The sequence below is a fragment of the Exiguobacterium sp. s22 genome (assembly GCF_018617455.1).
Lineage (GTDB): Bacteria > Bacillota > Bacilli > Exiguobacteriales > Exiguobacteriaceae > Exiguobacterium.
In genome coordinates, this window is record NZ_JACSKD010000002.1 from 380,718 (window position 1) to 398,944 (window position 18,227).

The 18,227-nt window shown below is 46.4% G+C and carries 17 protein-coding genes and 1 other annotated feature; of the genes, 12 read left to right on the forward strand and 5 right to left on the reverse strand.

Features of this window, described 5'->3' with window-relative positions; all coding sequences use genetic code 11:
- The first annotated feature begins 4 nt into the window (after positions 1–4).
- The 5 genes from KNO94_RS05715 to KNO94_RS05735 all read left to right on the forward strand — a co-directional run bounded on the left by KNO94_RS05715 (position 5) and on the right by KNO94_RS05735 (position 4,176).
- A complete protein-coding gene (locus tag KNO94_RS05715) occupies positions 5–799 on the forward strand; it encodes a DUF1444 family protein (RefSeq protein WP_214778133.1) in 795 nt (264 codons plus the stop codon).
- 54 nt (positions 800–853) lie between these two features.
- Entirely contained in the window at positions 854–1,468 is a 615-nt protein-coding gene (gene ytpR / locus KNO94_RS05720; protein ID WP_214778135.1) for a YtpR family tRNA-binding protein, read from the forward strand.
- A gap of 54 nt (positions 1,469–1,522) precedes the next feature.
- Complete coding sequence (locus KNO94_RS05725; RefSeq protein WP_214778137.1) at positions 1,523–2,233, forward strand: hypothetical protein; 711 nt, start codon at positions 1,523–1,525, stop codon at positions 2,231–2,233.
- Positions 2,234–2,318: 85 nt separating this feature from the next.
- Positions 2,319–3,626 (forward strand): UDP-N-acetylmuramate--L-alanine ligase, encoded by a 1,308-nt coding sequence (gene murC, locus KNO94_RS05730; RefSeq protein WP_214741409.1) that lies wholly within the window; start codon positions 2,319–2,321, stop codon positions 3,624–3,626.
- A gap of 97 nt (positions 3,627–3,723) precedes the next feature.
- Positions 3,724–4,176, forward strand: coding sequence for a Dps family protein (locus KNO94_RS05735; protein WP_214741407.1), 453 nt, complete (start codon positions 3,724–3,726; stop codon positions 4,174–4,176).
- Between the two features lie 39 nt (positions 4,177–4,215).
- Here the strand turns inward: KNO94_RS05735 and KNO94_RS05740 are convergent, their stop codons facing one another.
- Positions 4,216–5,328 (reverse strand): aminopeptidase, encoded by a 1,113-nt coding sequence (locus tag KNO94_RS05740; RefSeq protein WP_214778139.1) that lies wholly within the window; start codon positions 5,326–5,328, stop codon positions 4,216–4,218.
- Positions 5,329–5,497: 169 nt separating this feature from the next.
- Here KNO94_RS05740 and KNO94_RS05745 point away from each other — a divergent pair, with 169 nt between their 5' ends.
- From KNO94_RS05745 to ccpA, 4 genes are all read left to right on the forward strand, one after another.
- Positions 5,498–6,010, forward strand: coding sequence for a DUF948 domain-containing protein (locus KNO94_RS05745; RefSeq protein WP_214778141.1), 513 nt, complete (start codon positions 5,498–5,500; stop codon positions 6,008–6,010).
- A 25-nt stretch (positions 6,011–6,035) separates the two neighbouring features.
- Complete coding sequence (locus KNO94_RS05750) at positions 6,036–6,599, forward strand: YtxH domain-containing protein (protein WP_214778143.1); 564 nt, start codon at positions 6,036–6,038, stop codon at positions 6,597–6,599.
- Positions 6,600–6,731: 132 nt separating this feature from the next.
- Positions 6,732–7,823 (forward strand): bifunctional 3-deoxy-7-phosphoheptulonate synthase/chorismate mutase, encoded by a 1,092-nt coding sequence (locus KNO94_RS05755; RefSeq protein ID WP_214778145.1) that lies wholly within the window; start codon positions 6,732–6,734, stop codon positions 7,821–7,823.
- 127 nt (positions 7,824–7,950) lie between these two features.
- Positions 7,951–8,964, forward strand: a complete 1,014-nt coding sequence (ccpA, locus tag KNO94_RS05760) for a catabolite control protein A (protein WP_074033452.1) — start codon at positions 7,951–7,953, stop codon at positions 8,962–8,964.
- Between the two features lie 51 nt (positions 8,965–9,015).
- Here ccpA and KNO94_RS05765 read toward each other — a convergent pair whose 3' ends face one another.
- Genes KNO94_RS05765 through KNO94_RS05775 form a run of 3 tightly spaced genes read right to left on the reverse strand, consistent with a single transcriptional unit; the run spans position 9,016 to position 11,456 of the window.
- Positions 9,016–10,185: an acetoin utilization protein AcuC gene (locus KNO94_RS05765; protein WP_214778147.1), complete on the reverse strand. Its 1,170-nt coding sequence runs from the start codon at positions 10,183–10,185 to the stop codon at positions 9,016–9,018.
- On the reverse strand, positions 10,182–10,814 hold the full coding sequence (locus tag KNO94_RS05770) for an acetoin utilization AcuB family protein (RefSeq protein ID WP_214741393.1): 633 nt from the start codon (positions 10,812–10,814) through the stop codon (positions 10,182–10,184). The genes KNO94_RS05765 and KNO94_RS05770 overlap by 4 nt, the downstream gene beginning before the upstream one ends.
- Before the next feature lie 12 nt (positions 10,815–10,826).
- Positions 10,827–11,456: a GNAT family N-acetyltransferase gene (locus KNO94_RS05775; RefSeq protein ID WP_214778149.1), complete on the reverse strand. Its 630-nt coding sequence runs from the start codon at positions 11,454–11,456 to the stop codon at positions 10,827–10,829.
- 155 nt (positions 11,457–11,611) lie between these two features.
- Here KNO94_RS05775 and acsA point away from each other — a divergent pair, with 155 nt between their 5' ends.
- Positions 11,612–13,318, forward strand: a complete 1,707-nt coding sequence (acsA, locus tag KNO94_RS05780; protein ID WP_214778151.1) for an acetate--CoA ligase — start codon at positions 11,612–11,614, stop codon at positions 13,316–13,318.
- A gap of 37 nt (positions 13,319–13,355) precedes the next feature.
- Here the strand turns inward: acsA and KNO94_RS05785 are convergent, their stop codons facing one another.
- Positions 13,356–15,818: a transglycosylase domain-containing protein gene (locus tag KNO94_RS05785; protein ID WP_214778153.1), complete on the reverse strand. Its 2,463-nt coding sequence runs from the start codon at positions 15,816–15,818 to the stop codon at positions 13,356–13,358.
- A gap of 169 nt (positions 15,819–15,987) precedes the next feature.
- Positions 15,988–16,185 (forward strand) — a binding site (T-box leader).
- A gap of 47 nt (positions 16,186–16,232) precedes the next feature.
- Here KNO94_RS05785 and tyrS point away from each other — a divergent pair.
- A complete protein-coding gene (gene tyrS / locus KNO94_RS05790) occupies positions 16,233–17,480 on the forward strand; it encodes a tyrosine--tRNA ligase (RefSeq protein WP_214778304.1) in 1,248 nt (415 codons plus the stop codon).
- A 97-nt stretch (positions 17,481–17,577) separates the two neighbouring features.
- Positions 17,578–18,204, forward strand: a complete 627-nt coding sequence (locus tag KNO94_RS05795; protein WP_214778155.1) for a GTP pyrophosphokinase — start codon at positions 17,578–17,580, stop codon at positions 18,202–18,204.
- Positions 18,205–18,227: the final 23 nt, after the last annotated feature.

The window sequence follows — 18,227 nt, forward strand, 5'->3', positions numbered from 1 at the left end:
CTTTATGGAACGGAATGAGTTAAGACGTTATCTAGAATCGAGCTTCAATGAGGATTATCGCACGTCCTATGACCGCGAAAATGAAGTCATGCGCGTCGAACGTAAGTCTGACCGTTTTGGGGTGAACATTCGACTTGCACCGATTGTCGCAAAAGCGAAAACTCGTGGAAAAGTGGCTGTCGATGAAGTGATTGAGTATATTGAATCTGCCATGAAGGCGGATGATCAAATCTCCCTTGAAGGAAATAGTACGGCCATCTATCCTGTCATACGCTCGAATTCGTTTTCGAAGACGACAAAAAATGGGGAATCGCTCGTATTTACACCTCATACAGCTGAAACGGCAATATTCTATGCGCTAGATCGCGGGAACGGTTATCGATTGATTGAAGAACGACATTTGTCTGAAGAGTTCAGTCTTGAACGTGTCGACCACATCGCTCGTGAGAATGTAAAAAAACTTCCGACGGAAATGAAACAAGATGAGGTGGCAGGGAATCCGTTCTACTTTTTATCTGCCCGAGATGGATATGAAGCATCACGTATTTTAAATGATGAATTTCTGCGGATGATGGAGCGGCGCGTCGAAGGAGATATGCTCGTCGGAGTCCCCCATCAAGACGTGATGATTATTGCGGATGTACGAAACGATCAAGGATATGATGCGATGCAACAATTGATGTTTGATTTCTTTACGAATGGTCGTGTCCCTGTGACTGCACTCGCCTTTCACTATGAGGCAGGGCATCTTGAACCGATTTTTATCGTCGGAAAAAAGACCCCGCCATCGAACACATAATCTGATAAAATAAGTGAGATGAGTTTGAAAGAAGGGACGTAGGAACGTATGCAAATGAATGTGTTTTATAACCGAGAAGGAATCGGTGATGTGCTCATGGTGTTATTGAAAGAGGGAGAACGTCACCATCAGACTGTAGAACGGACAGGTGATATCGCCGTCGTCAAATCTGCAGATGGAGAAGTGAACGGGTATAACTTGTTCCAGGCGAGTCAATATGTGGACGTTACGGGTTGGAACGGTCCTGTTGACTTGACGGTCGAATTGGTTGAACAGCTGCGAATCATCTTGAAGGACAATGGCATTGAAGAGGATTTCTCTTGGGTTGATGTGTCACCGAAATTTGTTGTCGGTTATGTTGAACAGGCTGTGAAACATCCAGACGCTGACAAATTATCTGTTTGCCAAGTCCAAATTGACCAAGGCACTGTACAGATTGTTTGTGGTGCACCAAACGTTGCGACAGGTCAAAAGGTTGTTGTTGCGAAGCCTGGTGCGGTCATGCCGACAGGGTTAATCATTCGCCCATCTGCACTTCGTGGTGAACCTTCACACGGAATGATCTGTTCTGCCCGTGAATTAAACCTTCCAAACGCCCCACAAGAAAAAGGGATTTTAGTTTTAGATGACGAATATGAAGTAGGTACAGCATTTAAAATCGGTCGCTAATTTCGACCGATTTTTTGTTAAATAAGGATTGAGTGAAAAAGCGAGGAATCAAGTATGAATGCATATGAACGTTCACTGAAACAACAAGCAGAGCGAATCAAACGGGAATTATCGAGAGAAGGGCAGACGGTATCCCCTCCACCGAAAGCAGATGTCCCCAATGAATTTATACCGTCAGATGTCCCGTCACCGATTTATGGATATGCTCGTCCGAAACCAAAGATTGTGCTTCCTGTCGAACACTCTCCGGAGACGAGAGAAGCATATGATTCAGAGCAGAAGGCAGAGAACGAAACCGTTGAGGAATTGATGCAAGAAGAACCAACGATTGAACACTCGTCTCTCCATGAACAAAACGAAGCGCCTCTTGAAAAGATTTCCACGGAAATGACATCCGAAAAGAAATCATTATTAGGCGAGGTCTCGATTTTAGATGACGGTTTCTCATCCGTCTTTATGCAGTCGACGGACTTGTCCCATTCAAAAAAAGAATCGGTCGTGGATGTGGATGATGCAGCTGCACCAGAAGAAACGTTAGATGTAAACGCAACCCCTGAGCAAATCGGACCATCGGTTGAGCAGATTGCAGAAAGATTACAAACACCATCTGAGCAACAGACGTTACCGCCGGACACAGAGTTGACACCGACAGTACAAGTCTCTTATAAAGCGGATCAACCGCCTGTAAACGTGATGATGACGCCGAAAGATCGAATGGCGATGTACCGTAGCCGACGACTTGCACAAAAAAACAATAATCTGTAATAGCACGACTCCATGAGTTTTGCTATAATGACAAAGGTTTGTCGCATTTTGACGAGCCGCAATGAATTAGGGGGGCTATTTACAGATGAACCGTTATCACTTCGTCGGAATTAAAGGAACGGGCATGAGTCCTTTAGCTCAAATTTTATTTGATATGAACAATGAGGTCCGTGGATCGGACGTTGAAAAAGCATTTTTTACTGAAGAAGCATTAAACCGAAAAGGGATTGAAATTTTGCCGTTTGATCCTGACAATATTTCTGAAGACCAAATCGTCGTACAAGGAAACGCGTTCAGCGACGACCATCCAGAAATCGTGCGGGCACGTGAACTCGGCTTGACGATTTATAAGTATTACGAGTTTTTAGGTGAGCTCGCAAACCATTATACGAGTGTCGCCATTACGGGGTCACATGGGAAAACATCAACAACAGGCTTGCTTGCCCACGTCATGCGTGGAATCGAGCCGACATCATTCTTGATTGGTGATGGAACGGGTGAGGGAGTTGCCGATTCGAAGAACTTCGTCTTCGAGGCCTGTGAATATAAGCGTCACTTCTTATATTATCGTCCTGATTATGCCATCATGACGAACATCGACTTCGATCATTCGGATTACTTCTCTGGTTTAGATGATGTCATCGATGCATTCCAAGAAATGGCCAAGCAAGTGAAAAAAGGAATCATTGCTTGTGGCGATGACGAGAATCTTCAACAAATTCAAGCCAATGTGCCGCTCGTTTATTACGGGTTTGGAACGCATAATGATTTCCGTGCTGAAAACGTTACATCAACAGAAAATGGAACAACATTTGATGTCTTTTTACGTGATGATTTCTACGGAACATTCCGCATTCCTGGATATGGAGACCATAGTGTATTAAACGCACTCGCCGTGATCGCGACATGTGACTATGAAAACTTGCCAAAAGAATTGGTTAAAGAACGATTGGAAACATTTGATGGTGTGAAACGTCGCTTTAGTGAATCGACACTAAACAATCAAGTACTCGTTGACGATTACGCACACCATCCGCGTGAAATCAGTGCGACAGTTGAGGCGGCTCGTAAAAAGTATGGGGAGCGGGAAGTCGTGGCGATTTTCCAACCGCATACGTACACACGTTTGAAATCATTCATGGACGACTTTGCGACGGCATTGGCCGAAGCAGACACGGTCTATTTATGCGACATTTTCGGTTCGGCACGTGAACAAGAAGGGACGGTCACGATTGAGGACCTTCAGTCACGAATCGAAGGAGCGCATATTTTGAAACGTGGTGGCACGAGCGTCTTACGCAATCATGACAAGGCAGTACTCTTGTTCATGGGTGCAGGTGACATCCAAACGTATCAACGCGAATATGAAGAAATCGTAAAACTTGAAGCATAAGATGGAGGAGGGACGAATGTCTCTCCTTTTTTATGTTTAGCCAACGAAAATCTCGGTAATAGTAGTATCGATGAATAAGACAAAGGAGATGTTAAGCATGGCTAGTCAAGGTGCACTCAATACGTTAAACAAGGAAGTCGCGAACTATGGGTTGCTATTTGTGAAGCTCCATAACTACCATTGGTATATCAATGGTCCTCACTTCTTTACGTATCACGAGAAACTCGAAGAGCTTTATAACTTAGTGGCAGAACTCTATGATGACGTCGCAGAAAGACTTCTTATGAACGATGGAGAACCGTTTGCGACGATGAAAGAGTATTTAGAACACTCAACACTAAAAGAAGGCGATCGTCACGAAGAAACCGAACAGATGATCAAAGATATCATCAGTGACTTCAAACAAATCCGTCAAGAGATGCAGGATGCGATGGAGAAATTTGAAGATGGAGACGAAGCGATTGAAGATACGTTCGTATCTCACATCGAACGACTCGAAAAAGAGATTTGGATGATGTCTGCTGCACTCGGCAAAAAACCTAAACTTTAACATAAAAATGGTGCGTCTCGCGTAGACGCACCATTTTACTTATTTCAAATTTTCTGGGTTGAGTGGGAGTAAGGAATCGATGACGAATCGTCCGTCTTTTCGAATCAATACATCGTCGAACCAGATTTCACCACCGCCGTAATCTGGACGCTGAATGTTGACGAGGTCCCAGTGAACTGACGAATTATTGCCGTTATACGCATCGTCATACGCTTGACCAGGCGTGAAGTGGAAGCTGCCGTCAATTTTTTCATCGAAGAGAATGTCTTTCATCGGATGTTGAATGTACGGGTTGACACCGATAGCGAATTCACCGACGTAACGAGCTCCTTCGTCTGTGTTGAACACTTCATTGATCCGTTCTGTATCGTTGGCCGTCGCATCGACGATTTTACCGTCTTTGAATGTCAACTTCACGTTCTCGAACGTGAAGCCTTGGTATGGAGATGGCGTGTTATATGTGATGACGCCATTGACCGAATTTTTGACCGGCGCCGTGAACACTTCACCGTCTGGAATGTTCATTTGACCAGAGCATTTGATTGCCGGGATATCTTTTATGGAGAACGAGAGGTCCGTTCCTGGTCCTTTCAACGTGACACGGTCCGTCTTGTTCATCAATTCGACCAATCCGTCCATCGCACGGTCCATTTTTCCGTAATCGAGTGTACATACGTTGAAGTAGAAGTCTTCGAACGCTTCTGTCGATTTTCCTGCGAGTTGTGCCATCGATGGGGATGGGTAGCGGAGGACGACCCACTTCGTCCCTTTCACGCGGTCTTCCGTGTGCATTTTACCGAGCGTAGCACCGACGAGTTTTTGTTGCTCACTCGGCACGTCAGAGAGCTCATTGATGTTATCGCCGGCACGTAAACCGATGTATGCATCCATGGCTTGCATCTGTTTCCGTTCGATGTCAGCCATGAGTTCAAGTTGTTCGCGACTGGCACCCGTATATAATTTACGTAAGATGCGGCTCTCTTTCAACAAGACGAATGGGTGTCCGCCCGCCTCATATGCTTTTTCGACGAGTGCCTCGACAAGCGATTCCTCTACGCCGAAATTCTCAATCAGTACTTTTTCCCCCGGTTGTAACTTGACGGAATAATTGATTAAACCGTCTGCTAATTGTGTAATTCTTGGATCTCTCACACGATCACCCCTAATTATTTTTATGAATTTCTATTTTAGTGTAATCGAAAACATAAAAACGGGTAAAGGAATAATCAGACCGAATGGCGAAAACGGTTGTAGCAAATCTTTTCAGTCATAATGGTGCTATAATGAAACAAGAAACGATTGAATAGGAGGAATGGATTGAATGGAGATCACACTAGGAGGCATCGCGGGCCTGATTGCGGCCCTCGCGTTTGTCGTACTCGTCATCTTCTTGGCACGTGTCTTATCGAATGTAAACCGTACACTCGGTAGCGTCGCCAACACGACCGAAAATTTAGAACGCCAGCTCGACGGAATCACGATGGAAGTGACGGCGCTCTTACATAAGACGAACCGTCTCGTCGACAACGTGGAAGAAAAAACAGAATTGCTCGCACCTGTTGCGCATGCGCTCGATGAACTAGGTACATCACTGAACGAGGTTACCGAATCGGTCCGTACCGTCTCAACTTCTGTCCATTCGGCAGCGGATGAAAACAAAGAGCAGATTGCACAAGCCGTGCGTTGGGGGTCTGTGGCAGTCGAATTGTTCAAGAAGAACAAGCCAGAGTCTTCTACAACAAAAGAACGTCCACGTCGTCGCACACGACGCGAAAAGAAAGAAGAAACATCTGTATCACCTGACTTGATTCAAACGGACGATACGATTAAATAAGGAAACTACGGGGAGGAACTCACACATGACAGACCAAAAGCAACCAACAGAACAAAATCAATCAAGTAGCGGATTTTTGACGGGGGTCATTCTCGGAGGGATCGTTGGGGCGGCGGTTGCTCTCTTAACATCGCCGAAAAGCGGACGAGAAGTGCGGACGTACCTTGACGAAAAGACATCTACATCGCGTGAGCGCTTGACTGTCAAATCGAAAGAGATGCGTGAGAAAGCAGAGCCGGTCGTTGGGGAATGGATTAAAGTAGCGAGCGATAAGGCGGCACCTGTCCTCAATATCGTGAAAGATAAGGCGCGTGAGGCAGCAGAGTTAAAGCAACAAATCGATGAGGACGACCTTTCGATTGAAGAGGCGATGGAGAAAGCAGATCAACTCGTCGCGGAAGCGGAATCTGAAGTGAAAGAACAGATGGACCGTGCGGCTGAAGAAGACTCAACGAGTGATTCGGATTCAGTATCTGAGTTAGAAGCCGAATCAGATGATTCGCTTGAAACACCGGTAAACGAGTTGCTTGACGATGAATCGAAAGAAGAACTCGCTGACTTGAAGAAAGACCTCAAAAAAGAAGAATAATACGAAAGGACCGAATGCATTCGGTCCTTTTTTGGGGATTTTGTGACGTAGAACGTTTCCTTATGACAAAGTGCACAAAGTTCGATATAATTAGGAATCTAGAAAGAACGGCTTAGGAATGAGAGGGAAACTATGAGTCCACAAGATCAATTGAATCGCTTACGTCGAGAAATGGATGAATTGAACCATGAAATGCTCGATTTGCTTAGTCGGCGGGGCACACTTGCTGTCGAAATTGGAAAAATTAAACGTCTTCAAGGCGTCGAACGATACGATCCGGTCCGAGAGCGAGAAATGCTTGATTTCATCGCCGCTTCGAATCAAGGACCTTTCGAAACGTCACGTCTTCAACATATCTTTAAAGAAGTATTCAAAGCTTCCGCTGAATTACAGGGCGAAGATCGTGATAAAACACTACTCGTGTCGCGAAAACGTCAACCGGAAGACACGCTGGTTCATTTGAAGGATGTAACCATCGGGAATGGACGCCCGCAATTGATCGCAGGTCCATGTGCCGTTGAATCATTTGAACAAGTGAATGCGGTGGCAGAGAAACTCGCATTATCGGGTGTCAAAGTGATGCGAGGTGGAGCTTATAAACCACGTACTTCCCCGTATGACTTCCAAGGGTTAGGTTTTGAAGGGTTGAAAATGTTGAAAACGGCAGCTGACCGTCATGATTTACGGGTGATTACGGAAATTATGACACCCGGTGCGGTTGAATCTGCGTTACCGTATGTCGACATTATCCAAGTCGGAGCCCGCAATATGCAAAACTTTGATTTGTTAAAAGAAGTCGGAAAGACGGACAAACCGGTCTTGTTGAAGCGTGGATTATCCGCTACAATCGAAGAGTTCATTTATGCGGCAGAGTACATTATGGCGAGCGGGAACAGCCAAGTCATCTTGTGCGAACGGGGGATTCGAACGTATGAGCGCGCGACGCGCAATACATTAGACATTACCGCTGTGCCGATTTTGAAACAAGAGACGCATCTACCGGTTATGGTAGACGTCACCCATTCGACAGGTCGTCGTGACTTGTTGTTGCCGGCTGCGAAAGCGGCGCTTGCCATCGGAGCAGACGGTGTAATGGTCGAAGTACATCCGAATCCAGCCATCGCTTTATCAGATGCGCAACAACAATTGGACTTTGATCAATTCGATCAATTTGTGGAAGGACTGACGGTCCAGTTTCCCCAACTTGATTTGGTGAAAAAGTAAGCTTTCCAAATGGAAACGTTTTATATCGCATGAAGACAGGGTAAATGGATGACAGATACCTGTCTTCCTTTTTTAAGACGTTTTATGAAAACTTTTTGAAAATCAGGACTTGTAGGAGGAGTAGTTTATGAATAGTAACAACGTAACGATTTACGATGTCGCACGAGAAGCCGGGGTGTCCATGGCAACCGTCTCTCGTGTCGTCAACGGAAACCCGAACGTCAAACCGACGACACGTAAGAAAGTACAAGATGCGATTGACCGTCTTGGTTATCGTCCGAACGCCGTTGCGCGTGGACTAGCAAGCAAAAAGACGACGACGGTCGGTGTCATCGTGCCGGACATCTCAAACATTTTCTTCGCCGATTTGGCACGAGGCATTGAGGATGTGGCGACGATGTACAAATACAACATCATCCTTGGAAACTCGGATTCAAGTCGTGACAAGGAAGTTCATTTACTCAATACGTTGTTAGGGAAACAAGTGGACGGCATCATCTTTATGGGTGGACGTTTGCATGAAGACCTCGTCGAAGAGTTCAAAAAGTCACCGGTTCCAATCGTTCTCGCAGCGACGTTGAACCAAGGATATGATCTCCCTGCCGTCAACATCGATTATGAACAAGCCGCATATGACGCGACCCAAATGTTGATCAACCACGGACATGACCGTGTTGGATTCATCACTGGTCCACTCGAGCAACAGATCAATGGCGAGAAGAAATTCGCAGGATACCGCCGCGCGCTTGAAGATGCAGGTCTTCCATTCCATGATAACGATATGATTCTTGGGAATTACACATACGCATCAGGCCTTGAAGCCATGCAAAAAATGTTGCAGCGAGATGATTGCCCGAAAGCAATCTTTGCGGGGACGGATGAGATGGCACTCGGTGTCATCCACGCGATCCAAGATGCAGGTTACTCGGTTCCAAACGACTTTGAAGTCGTCGGTCACGATAACACGCGTCTCGCGACGATGATTCGTCCGAAATTGACGACGGTCGTTCAACCGATGTACGATATCGGAGCCGTCGCGATGCGTCTCTTGACAAAAATCTTGAACGCAGAAGAAATCGAAGAGAAAAACGTCGTGCTTCCTCACCGAATCGAGCGTCGTGATTCGCTTCGCCAAGACTAAACAAAAGCCTCCACATTCATCAAATCATTTGATGGATGCGGAGGCTTCTTTTTATAGATAAATCGATTTTCGGTCATTTGAGATGAACGGCCAAAACGCTCGTTTGGTGACTTCCCAGTTCTTTTCTTCAATTTGTTGCCGTCTCGGGATGTGGTCGAACGTATAAAGGGAATCGTCCCACCGTGTGGGTAACGGTTGACCAGCGATACCGGACCATTGTTCAATCCACTCGATTGGGATCTCTCCTGTATACGGTTCCTCACGCGTCAATCCGGCCCACACTTGAGCCCAAGCGCGTGGCACGGCACGATACCAGTCATACCCACCGCCACCAAGGGCGACGAGACGGCCGTCTGTATATTCATCGGCCAGGCGTGAGGCAATCTGCGGGATTTGTTCGAACGTCCGAATCGTTGACGCCAAATGGGTGAGTGGATCAAACACATGGGCATCCGCACCATTCTGAGTCAGGATGATATCGGGTTTGAACCATTCGCACGCCTCGCGTAAGACGGTCTCGTAGCACGTCAAGAATGAATCGTCTTGGGTGAACGCATCGACCGGGACGTTCCAACTATAGCCGTATCCTTTCCCATTGCCACGCTCCGTCACTGTTCCGGTACCAGGAAAGAGATAACGACCGGTCTCGTGAATGGATAATGTCATGACGTCATCATCGTCATAGAAGAGCCACTGAACGCCGTCCCCATGATGTGCATCCGTATCCACATAGAGGACACGCGACCCATATTGCTTTCTCACATGTGCGATAGCGACAGCGGCATCATTATACACACAAAATCCTGATGCTTTACGCCGCATGCCGTGGTGTAACCCTCCTCCGACATGAAAGGCGCGCTCCGCTTTCCCGCTTGCCACGAGATCGAGTGCATGAATCGTCCCTCCGACGAGACGCGCCGCTCCTTCATGAATCGTCGGAAAGATGGGTGTGTCTTCCGTACCGAGACCAAATTTATTGGCTTTTAATGTAGATAGCTCACCTGCCGCCGCCGCTTGGACGGCTTCGATGTAATCGAGATCGTGAACGAGCGCTAACTCCTCAACCGAGGCGAGTGGAGGAGATACACATTCCGATTTGGAAAGTTTTCCGGCTGCGATCAATAGCGATGTCGTCAATTCAAGTCGCAATGGATTGAATGGATGGTCCTCGTGAAAACGATAGGACGTCTCATCTTCACCAAATATGTAGAATGGTCTCATTGTGACATCTCCGGTCCGAGTACCTCATATCCTTCTCGCTTGAGTCGTTCGATAATCCGTAGTGGATTCATCGTCTGGACGCGGAAGGAGATAATCCGTTTGTAGGGGTCACTCGTCGGATGAACGAAGACGTTAATGATGTTGATATTGGTTTTGGCGAGGAGCCGGGTCACTTTTTCGAGTGTTCCCGTCGTATTCTCAACTAAGATCTCGATTTGTGAACTCGGCTCGAGTGCACCCGTCAATTGGACAAAGTATCGCAATAAATCCGTTTCGGTCAACACGCCAACGAGCTTGCCTTGTTCGACGATCGGGAGACAGGTCAGCCGGTTTTCATAAAATAATGCTGCCGCGTCCTCGAAGAAATCAAAAGGATGTGCCGTCGGAACTTCCGGACGCATAATACTCGATATAGGGTTTTGAAAATCGGCATTTTCGCTCTCGGGATGAAAGACACTCGTTGCACCGCTCATCTCAAATTGCCCGACAATCCCGACGACTTGTCGAGCGGGGTTTGTCACGATTAAATGTCTGACACGATGTTCTCGCATGAGTTTAGCTGCGTGAGCGATTGTATTGGTCGGTTGAATCGTCACGACATGTCGATTCATCATCTGTTCGATTAACATATCATTTCCTCCTCAATCGTACATGAATCGTCGGCGGAGCCGAAGCGAGTCAAAATGATCAACTGTTTCTTGGCGCACGTTTTTGCCGATGCGAGCCATCAAACAGTTGGCAGGGTGAGAGGCGATTTCTGGATCGTCTGTCGGGAAGAAGACAAGTCCACCATGATTCATCATCTTCTCCATGACTTTGCGATAATCCCAAATCGAGAGTCCACTGCCCTTCAAATCCCAGTGCCAATAATATTCGGTCGTTAAAATCAAAAAGTCATCCATATGTGGGTCCATCATCGACACTTCGAGCAATTGTTTCCCGATGCGTTGCCCTCGGAAGCGGGGACTTACCTCGATTGCCCCAAGTTCAAGGATGTATGGGTCGTTTCCTTCACTCCAACGCTCATATGGGTCAGGATAGAGGAAGGTCACGTAACCGATCACGAGATCATCCTGTCTGGCGACGATGATTCTTCCTTCTTTCAACCCAGCAATATCGACGAGTGCCTCGTGCTGATCTTCCGGTTCACGAAATGCGGTCAATCCTTCATCAAGACGATACGTCTGCAAGACGTCAGGCGCAATCGGACCGTCAATCGTGACGTCACCTTGTGAGGTCTGCCACACTTTTGAATGATATTGTTTTTCCATAGGGTCACCACCTTTTCCAACTCTTATTATAGCGCTTTCATTGGATTAGTTTCATCCGCTTTTGATGAAACTGGAAATTCATTGATTTGTCATAATTTTAACACTATACTGAAAGTGGTTATACCAATCTTTACAGGGGAGGCGAATCTTTAACGATGGAAAAATTGAAAGCGTTAACAGGGGAGCATCAATTAGCGTCGTATGAAGAGGCTTGTCAGTCGTTTGAATGGACACAAGCAGAAGCTTTATTTTCTTGGAACTTGACGGGGAAGGTCAATTTGGCATACGAAGCAATCGATCGTCATGCAGAAAGTGAATTGGCGACGAAAGTGGCATTGCTTTATTTCGATGGGGATCGGGAACAGCGGTACACGTATGCGGATATGAAGAAAGAGAGTAATCGTTCTGGTAATGTTCTGAAGTCGATTGGTGTGGAGAAAGGCGACCGTGTCTTTATCTTTATGCCACGTCAACCAGAACTTTATTTTATTTTACTCGGAGCGATCAAGCTGGGTGCCATCGTCGGTCCACTCTTTGAAGCCTTCATGGAACAAGCGGTACATGATCGACTCCTTGATTCTGAGGCGAAAGTGATCGTGACGACGAGAGAATTATTGCCACGTGTCCCGGTCGATCAATTGCCACATCTCGAAACCATCTTACTCGTTGGGGATGATATCGAGGAATCCGGCAAAGTGATCGATTATCGGAAGTTGGCAAGTGAAGCGACGACAGATCTCGAATTGACTTGGGTCGATCGTGAAGACGGTCTAATCTTACACTATACATCGGGTTCAACAGGAAGACCAAAAGGGGTTCTCCATGTCCATAATGCGATGATTCAACATATGATGACCGGTAAGTGGGTACTCGATTTGCAACCGGATGATATTTATTGGTGTACGGCCGACCCGGGATGGGTGACGGGGACGAGCTATGGTATTTTTGCACCGTTCTTAAACGGAGCGACAAACGTTATCGTCGGGGGACGATTTAATCCGGAATTTTGGTACTCGGTCATCGAACGATTTGGCGTAACAGTCTGGTATAGTGCGCCGACGGCATTCCGCATGCTCATGGGTGCAGGCGACGAAGCGTTTGAAAAATATGACTTGTCCTCTTTACGTCATATCCTATCTGTCGGGGAGCCGTTGAACCCTGAAGTCATCCGCTGGGGACATGAGGCGTTCAACCTCCGGATCCACGATACGTGGTGGATGACAGAAACTGGAGCCATGATGATTTGTAACTATCCGACGATGGATATTAAACCTGGGTCGATGGGGAAACCGATTCCTGGTTGTGAGGCAGCCATCTTGGATGATCAAGGTCGACCACTTCCCCCACATCGGATGGGGAACTTGGCACTGAAGACACCATGGCCATCGATGATGCGGAAGATTTGGAAGAACGATACGAAGTATGAGAGTTACTTCTGGGGAGATTGGTACGTGTCAGGGGACTCAGCTTATATGGACGAAGACGGTTACTTCTGGTTCCAAGGACGTGTCGACGATGTCATCATGACAGCCGGCGAACGCGTCGGGCCATTTGAAGTGGAAAGTCGACTCGTCGAGCATCCGGCTGTTGCCGAGGCTGGCGTCATCGGAAAACCGGATCCGGTCCGAGGTGAAATCATTAAAGCATTCATCGCGCTTCGTAAAGGCTACGAACCGTCTGATGAGTTAAAACAAGAAATTCAACAGTTCGTCAAAGAAGGATTGGCAGCTCACGCGGCACCTCGAGAAATCGAGTTCAAGGACAAGCTTCCGAAGACGAGAAGTGGGAAAATCATGCGTCGCGTCTTGAAAGCTTGGGAGTTAAATCTTGAGACGGGCGATTTATCAACAATGGAAGACTGAGCAAAAAAGGTCGACACACGAGGTGTCGACCTTTTGCTTATTCATTATTGGAATCTGTAGAGTCGGCATTCGCCTCTTCTTCAGCCTTTTTCTTTGCCTCTTCTTCAGCTTTCTTCTTCGCTTCTTCCTCGGCTTTTTTCTTCGCTTCGGCTTCAGCTTTTTGTTTCGCTTCTGCTTCGGCTTTTTTCTTAGCGGCAGCATCGTCAGCAGCTTCTTGTTTTTTCGCTTCAGCGTCTTTCTTTGCTTCCTCAGCCTCTTTCTTCGCCTCTTCTTCAGCTTTCTTCTTCGCTTCCTCTTCTTTTTCTTTCTCTTCTACTTTCTTCTTCTCAGAGAATGTACCAGAGTCTTTGAAGTCTTTGGCAGAGACACTTGAAGGTTGAACGAAGCGGGCGTTTACGCCTAAGGCTTCAGGATTATCCGCATAGACACGATTCATCGTTTGTGACCAGATTTTCTGAGTCCGTTGGTAATATTGTCCGTAGTCCCAACTATTTAGCATAGAGAGACGTTGTGAATCGTAACCGGACCAGACGGCGAGTGTGACGTTCGGGTTCGATCCGACCAAATAAGAATCGCGCTGGTCATTCGTCGTACCGGTTTTACCCATCCAGTCTCCAGGAACGTTGAGTAGTGATTTAGCATATGTCGCTGTACCTGACGTATACACGTCACGGAGCATATCAACGACAAGATAAGATGTTCGATCCGTATAAATACGTGTCTTCTTCGGTTTTGCTTCGTAAATCACTTCACCTTGATACTCGATTTGTTGAATAAAGTAAGGGGCGACATGTTCTCCGTAGTTGGCTAACATCGCATATGCTGCAGCTAAATCGATTGGTTTAACTTCTCCCGTACCGAGAGCCATCGCTGATGCATAACGGTTTCCTTCAGATACCGGAATCCCCATATCGACTAGTTTTTGCGTATCGGCAGGTTTTTGATTACGTTCCTCATAAATCTTAACGGCTGGAACGTTCAATGAAAGTTTGAGTGCATCACGCACCGTGACGGCTCCGCGATATGTCTTCCCTTCGTTTTGAACTTGTTTTTTCGGTTGTCCCGGACCCGTAAATTTATAATAGTATTCTTCGTCGATAATTTTAGTGGCAGGCGTAATCATACCGGCTTCAATCGCATTTGAATACACAAGAATCGGTTTTGCAGTCGAACCGATTTGACGTTCTGCCCAGAATGCACGGTTCAAATCATCGGTCTTACCATTGATGTAGCGACCACCGACGAATCCGAGTACTTTCCCGGTCTTGTTTTCAATCATGACAGAAGAAGTCTGTTCAGGCAGTGTACGGTTTTCATCTTTAATCGTTTGATTCGGTCCGAAGTTCCCAGCATTCTTCGCGGGTTGTTGCATCGCTTCGTGCACTTCTTTATCAAGCGTTAATCGGATGTTGAATCCACCTTGACGCAACATATTATGCGCTCGTTTTGCGTACGTTGATCTGACAGAATCTTTTTCTTCAGAACTTAGATTGTTGTATTCGATCCCGTCCTGTTTCATCAGATAGTCAGTCACGATTTGACGAGCCTGTAGCTCTGCCTCATCGACAACGTACGGATATTTATCACGAGGTTTTGTCTGCGTCTGCATGAAGTCTTGTGTGATGTCATAGTTATAGGCCGCATCATATTCTTCTTTTGTGATTTTTCCGGCAACATACATTCGGTTCAATACCGTCTTCATACGGTTGACAGCACCCGATACGTCTTCTTTAACGACCCCACCTTGATAATACGGTGTGTAGAAGAACGGGTTTTTCGGAATTCCTGCTAAGAATGCCGCTTGTGGCAACGTCAACTTTTCAGCTGAAGTATTGAATACGCCACGTGCAGCAGCCTCGATCCCTGAAATGTTACGTCCCATCGAGTTACGACCGAACGATACGACATTCAAGTAAGCATTTAAAATTTCGTCTTTATTCATCGCTTTTTCAAGTCGAAGAGCTAACAAAATTTCTTTTGCTTTCCGCTCGAACGACACTTCATTCGTTAGCATTTGGTTCTTGATCAATTGTTGCGTCAGGGTAGAACCACCAGTACGGTCTTCTGAACCGGTCGCTTCTTGTAAAATGGCACGTAATGTCGCTTTTGGAACGACTCCATCGTGTTCATAAAACTCGACGTCCTCTGTCGCAAGTAGCGCATCGACGACATATGGAGATACTTTTTCTACCGGTATAGGAATTCGCACTTCATCGGTCGTATAGTTCCCGATTCGTTCTCCGCTCCCAAAGTAAATATTGGATGTCGATGTATACGTGTTGATTTGTGCAGTCATTGTTTTATAGGCGGGGGTCGGCATATCTTTGACGAGGGATGCGAAATATCCAAAGCCGATTCCAGCACCTAAAAACCCAATGAGTACAACAGAAATGATGGTCAGAAGTAGAACGTTCCACGACACATCATATATAACGTTGGCATAGCGACGAACTTTCAATGACGTCGGATTATTCCAAAAGTCTCGAATCTTCTGCAGCATGACAGCCTCCTTAAATATGGTGTAAAACTATTTTAGACAGTAATATATTCGATTATAGCACAATTCAACCTTCACCTTACCTTGAAACCGATGTCTTACGCAAGTTTCATTGTGGGAGTTGACAAGTGGAAAACGATGCTTATAAAATGAATAGCATAGTCAACGATATGATGACGCAATGAAGAAAGCGAAGTAGTCGGTGGGCCTCTTGTCCAGAAAGCTAGTGGTTGCTGTGAACTAGCCAACGCCAAACGATGAATTACACTTTTAGAGCGTGCCTTTTGGCCGGTTCGAGACCGTTATCTCTCGCTCAAGCGGTCGCGAATTGCGACAAGTAGGGTGGTACCGCGGAATCTCCGTCCCTTCTCATATGAGAAGGGACGTTTTTTTATGTCAATTGAAGGAGTGGAACAGATGGAACTATTAAACGATTTAGAGTTTCGAGGGCTTGTCAACCAAATGACAGATGAAGAAGGACTAAAGGAACAACTGAAGCAACCGACGACGTTGTACACGGGATTTGACCCGACAGCAGACTCACTTCATATCGGGCACTTGCTCCCGATTTTAACGCTAAAACGTTTCCAACAGGCGGGCCATCAGGTCATCGCGCTTGTCGGTGGGGCGACAGGGATGATTGGAGACCCGTCTGGTCGTTCGGATGAACGTTCATTGAACACATTGGATACGGTCAAGCTCTTCTCCGATCGAATCAAAGATCAGTTGAGCCGATTCCTTCCACTTGAAGGGGAGAACCCGATCACGATTCGCAACAACTACGAATGGACAGAAGAGATGTCGATCATCGATTTCCTTCGCGACATCGGGAAGCACTTCCCAATCAGCTACATGCTTGCGAAAGATTCTGTCGATTCACGCATGGAGAATGGGATCTCGTACACAGAATTCTCATACATGTTGCTTCAATCTTACGACTTCTTGAAACTATACGAGACAGAGAAATGTCGTCTTCAAGTCGGTGGAAGTGACCAATGGGGGAACATCACGGCAGGTCTTGAATTGATTCGTCGCTTCGGTCATTCAGAAAAAGCGTTCGGACTCACGGTTCCGCTTGTCACAAAGTCTGACGGACAGAAGTTTGGGAAGACAGCGGGTGGTGCGGTTTGGTTAGATGCTGACAAGACGTCACCATACGAGTTCTACCAGTTCTGGATCAACGTCGACGATGCGGATGTCATCAAGTTCATCAAATACTTCACGTTCATGACGCATGAAGAGATTGAAGCACTTGCAGCAGAAGTGACGGAAGCACCTGAGAAGCGTGTGGCACAGCGCCGTCTCGCAGAAGAGATGACGAAGCTCGTTCACGGTGAAGCTGGACTTGAACAAGCAGAACGGATCACGAAAGCCTTCTTTAGTGGGGATTTAACGTCGCTTCAACCAGAAGACATGGAAGATGCGTTCAAAGGGATGCCGCAATTCGAACTTGACGGAGAGCGTAATCTTGTCGACCTCCTTGTAGAGGCTAAAATTTCACCATCGAAACGTCAGGCACGTGAAGACGTAACGAACGGTGCGATTTACTTGAACGGGGAACGTGAACAAGCGCTCGATAAAATGATTACGCGCGAAGATACCCTCGGTGAATTCACGATCATTCGTCGTGGTAAGAAAAAATATTTCGTGATTCGTCACGTCTAATCATCACGTCTGTTCCTCATTTGTTGAGGAATGGACGTTTTTTTGTACATGACGTGCCACTTGGATTTGATAGAATGATGAGATAGGAGGGATGAGGATGGAAATTGAAGAGTTTTTCGGCGACCAGTTCCATCAATGGCGCGAACACTTTCGATATTATGAAATGGCGATCACGGAACTCGAGAGTGACCTCGGGATTATCGATTTAGATTGGCAGACGAGACTTGGATATTCACCGATTGAACATGTGAAGACAAGAATGAAGACGTTACCGTCGATCGTACGTAAGATGAAACGGAAAGACTTACCATTAGACGTTTCTGCACTTTGGGAACACGTACATGATGTGGCAGGAATTAGAATTGTCACGAGCTTCCGAGACGATATTTATGCCATATTACATCACTTAGAGACACGTGACGATCTAGACATCATTGAAATCAAAGACTATATCGAGCACCCGAAACCGAGTGGGTATCGTAGTTTGCATCTTATTGTAAAAACGAAAGTCTATTTGGCCGAACGGATCATCTGGGTACCGGCGGAGATTCAAATCCGGACGCTTGCCATGGATTTTTGGGCGGCGACAGAACATAAACTTCAATATAAATATCAGCATGACGTACCTGAGTCATCTAAGGAAGAGTTAATAGAGGCGGCACTTATGGCGGATGCCCTCGATACGCAAATGGGGCGTATCCGACAAGAGATTCTGAAGAGATAAAAAAATCCCCTTCGAGAAGAAGG

Excerpts from the sequence above, each read along its gene's own strand:
- KNO94_RS05785 (WP_214778153.1), bottom strand. The coding sequence starts at position 15,818 with ATGCTGCAGAAGATTCGAGACTTTTGGAATAATCCGACGTCATTGAAA.
- tyrS (WP_214778304.1), top strand. The coding sequence starts at position 16,233 with ATGGAACTATTAAACGATTTAGAGTTTCGAGGGCTTGTCAACCAAATG.
- KNO94_RS05715 (WP_214778133.1), top strand. The coding sequence starts at position 5 with ATGGAACGGAATGAGTTAAGACGTTATCTAGAATCGAGCTTCAATGAG.
- KNO94_RS05745 (WP_214778141.1), top strand. The coding sequence starts at position 5,498 with ATGGAGATCACACTAGGAGGCATCGCGGGCCTGATTGCGGCCCTCGCG.
- KNO94_RS05725 (WP_214778137.1), top strand. The coding sequence starts at position 1,523 with ATGAATGCATATGAACGTTCACTGAAACAACAAGCAGAGCGAATCAAA.
- murC (WP_214741409.1), top strand. The coding sequence starts at position 2,319 with ATGAACCGTTATCACTTCGTCGGAATTAAAGGAACGGGCATGAGTCCT.
- KNO94_RS05755 (WP_214778145.1), top strand. The coding sequence starts at position 6,732 with ATGAGTCCACAAGATCAATTGAATCGCTTACGTCGAGAAATGGATGAA.
- KNO94_RS05770 (WP_214741393.1), bottom strand. The coding sequence starts at position 10,814 with ATGTTAATCGAACAGATGATGAATCGACATGTCGTGACGATTCAACCG.
- KNO94_RS05735 (WP_214741407.1), top strand. The coding sequence starts at position 3,724 with ATGGCTAGTCAAGGTGCACTCAATACGTTAAACAAGGAAGTCGCGAAC.
- KNO94_RS05765 (WP_214778147.1), bottom strand. The coding sequence starts at position 10,185 with ATGAGACCATTCTACATATTTGGTGAAGATGAGACGTCCTATCGTTTT.
- ytpR (WP_214778135.1), top strand. The coding sequence starts at position 854 with ATGAATGTGTTTTATAACCGAGAAGGAATCGGTGATGTGCTCATGGTG.
- acsA (WP_214778151.1), top strand. The coding sequence starts at position 11,612 with ATGGAAAAATTGAAAGCGTTAACAGGGGAGCATCAATTAGCGTCGTAT.
- ccpA (WP_074033452.1), top strand. The coding sequence starts at position 7,951 with ATGAATAGTAACAACGTAACGATTTACGATGTCGCACGAGAAGCCGGG.
- KNO94_RS05795 (WP_214778155.1), top strand. The coding sequence starts at position 17,578 with ATGGAAATTGAAGAGTTTTTCGGCGACCAGTTCCATCAATGGCGCGAA.
- KNO94_RS05750 (WP_214778143.1), top strand. The coding sequence starts at position 6,036 with ATGACAGACCAAAAGCAACCAACAGAACAAAATCAATCAAGTAGCGGA.
- KNO94_RS05775 (WP_214778149.1), bottom strand. The coding sequence starts at position 11,456 with ATGGAAAAACAATATCATTCAAAAGTGTGGCAGACCTCACAAGGTGAC.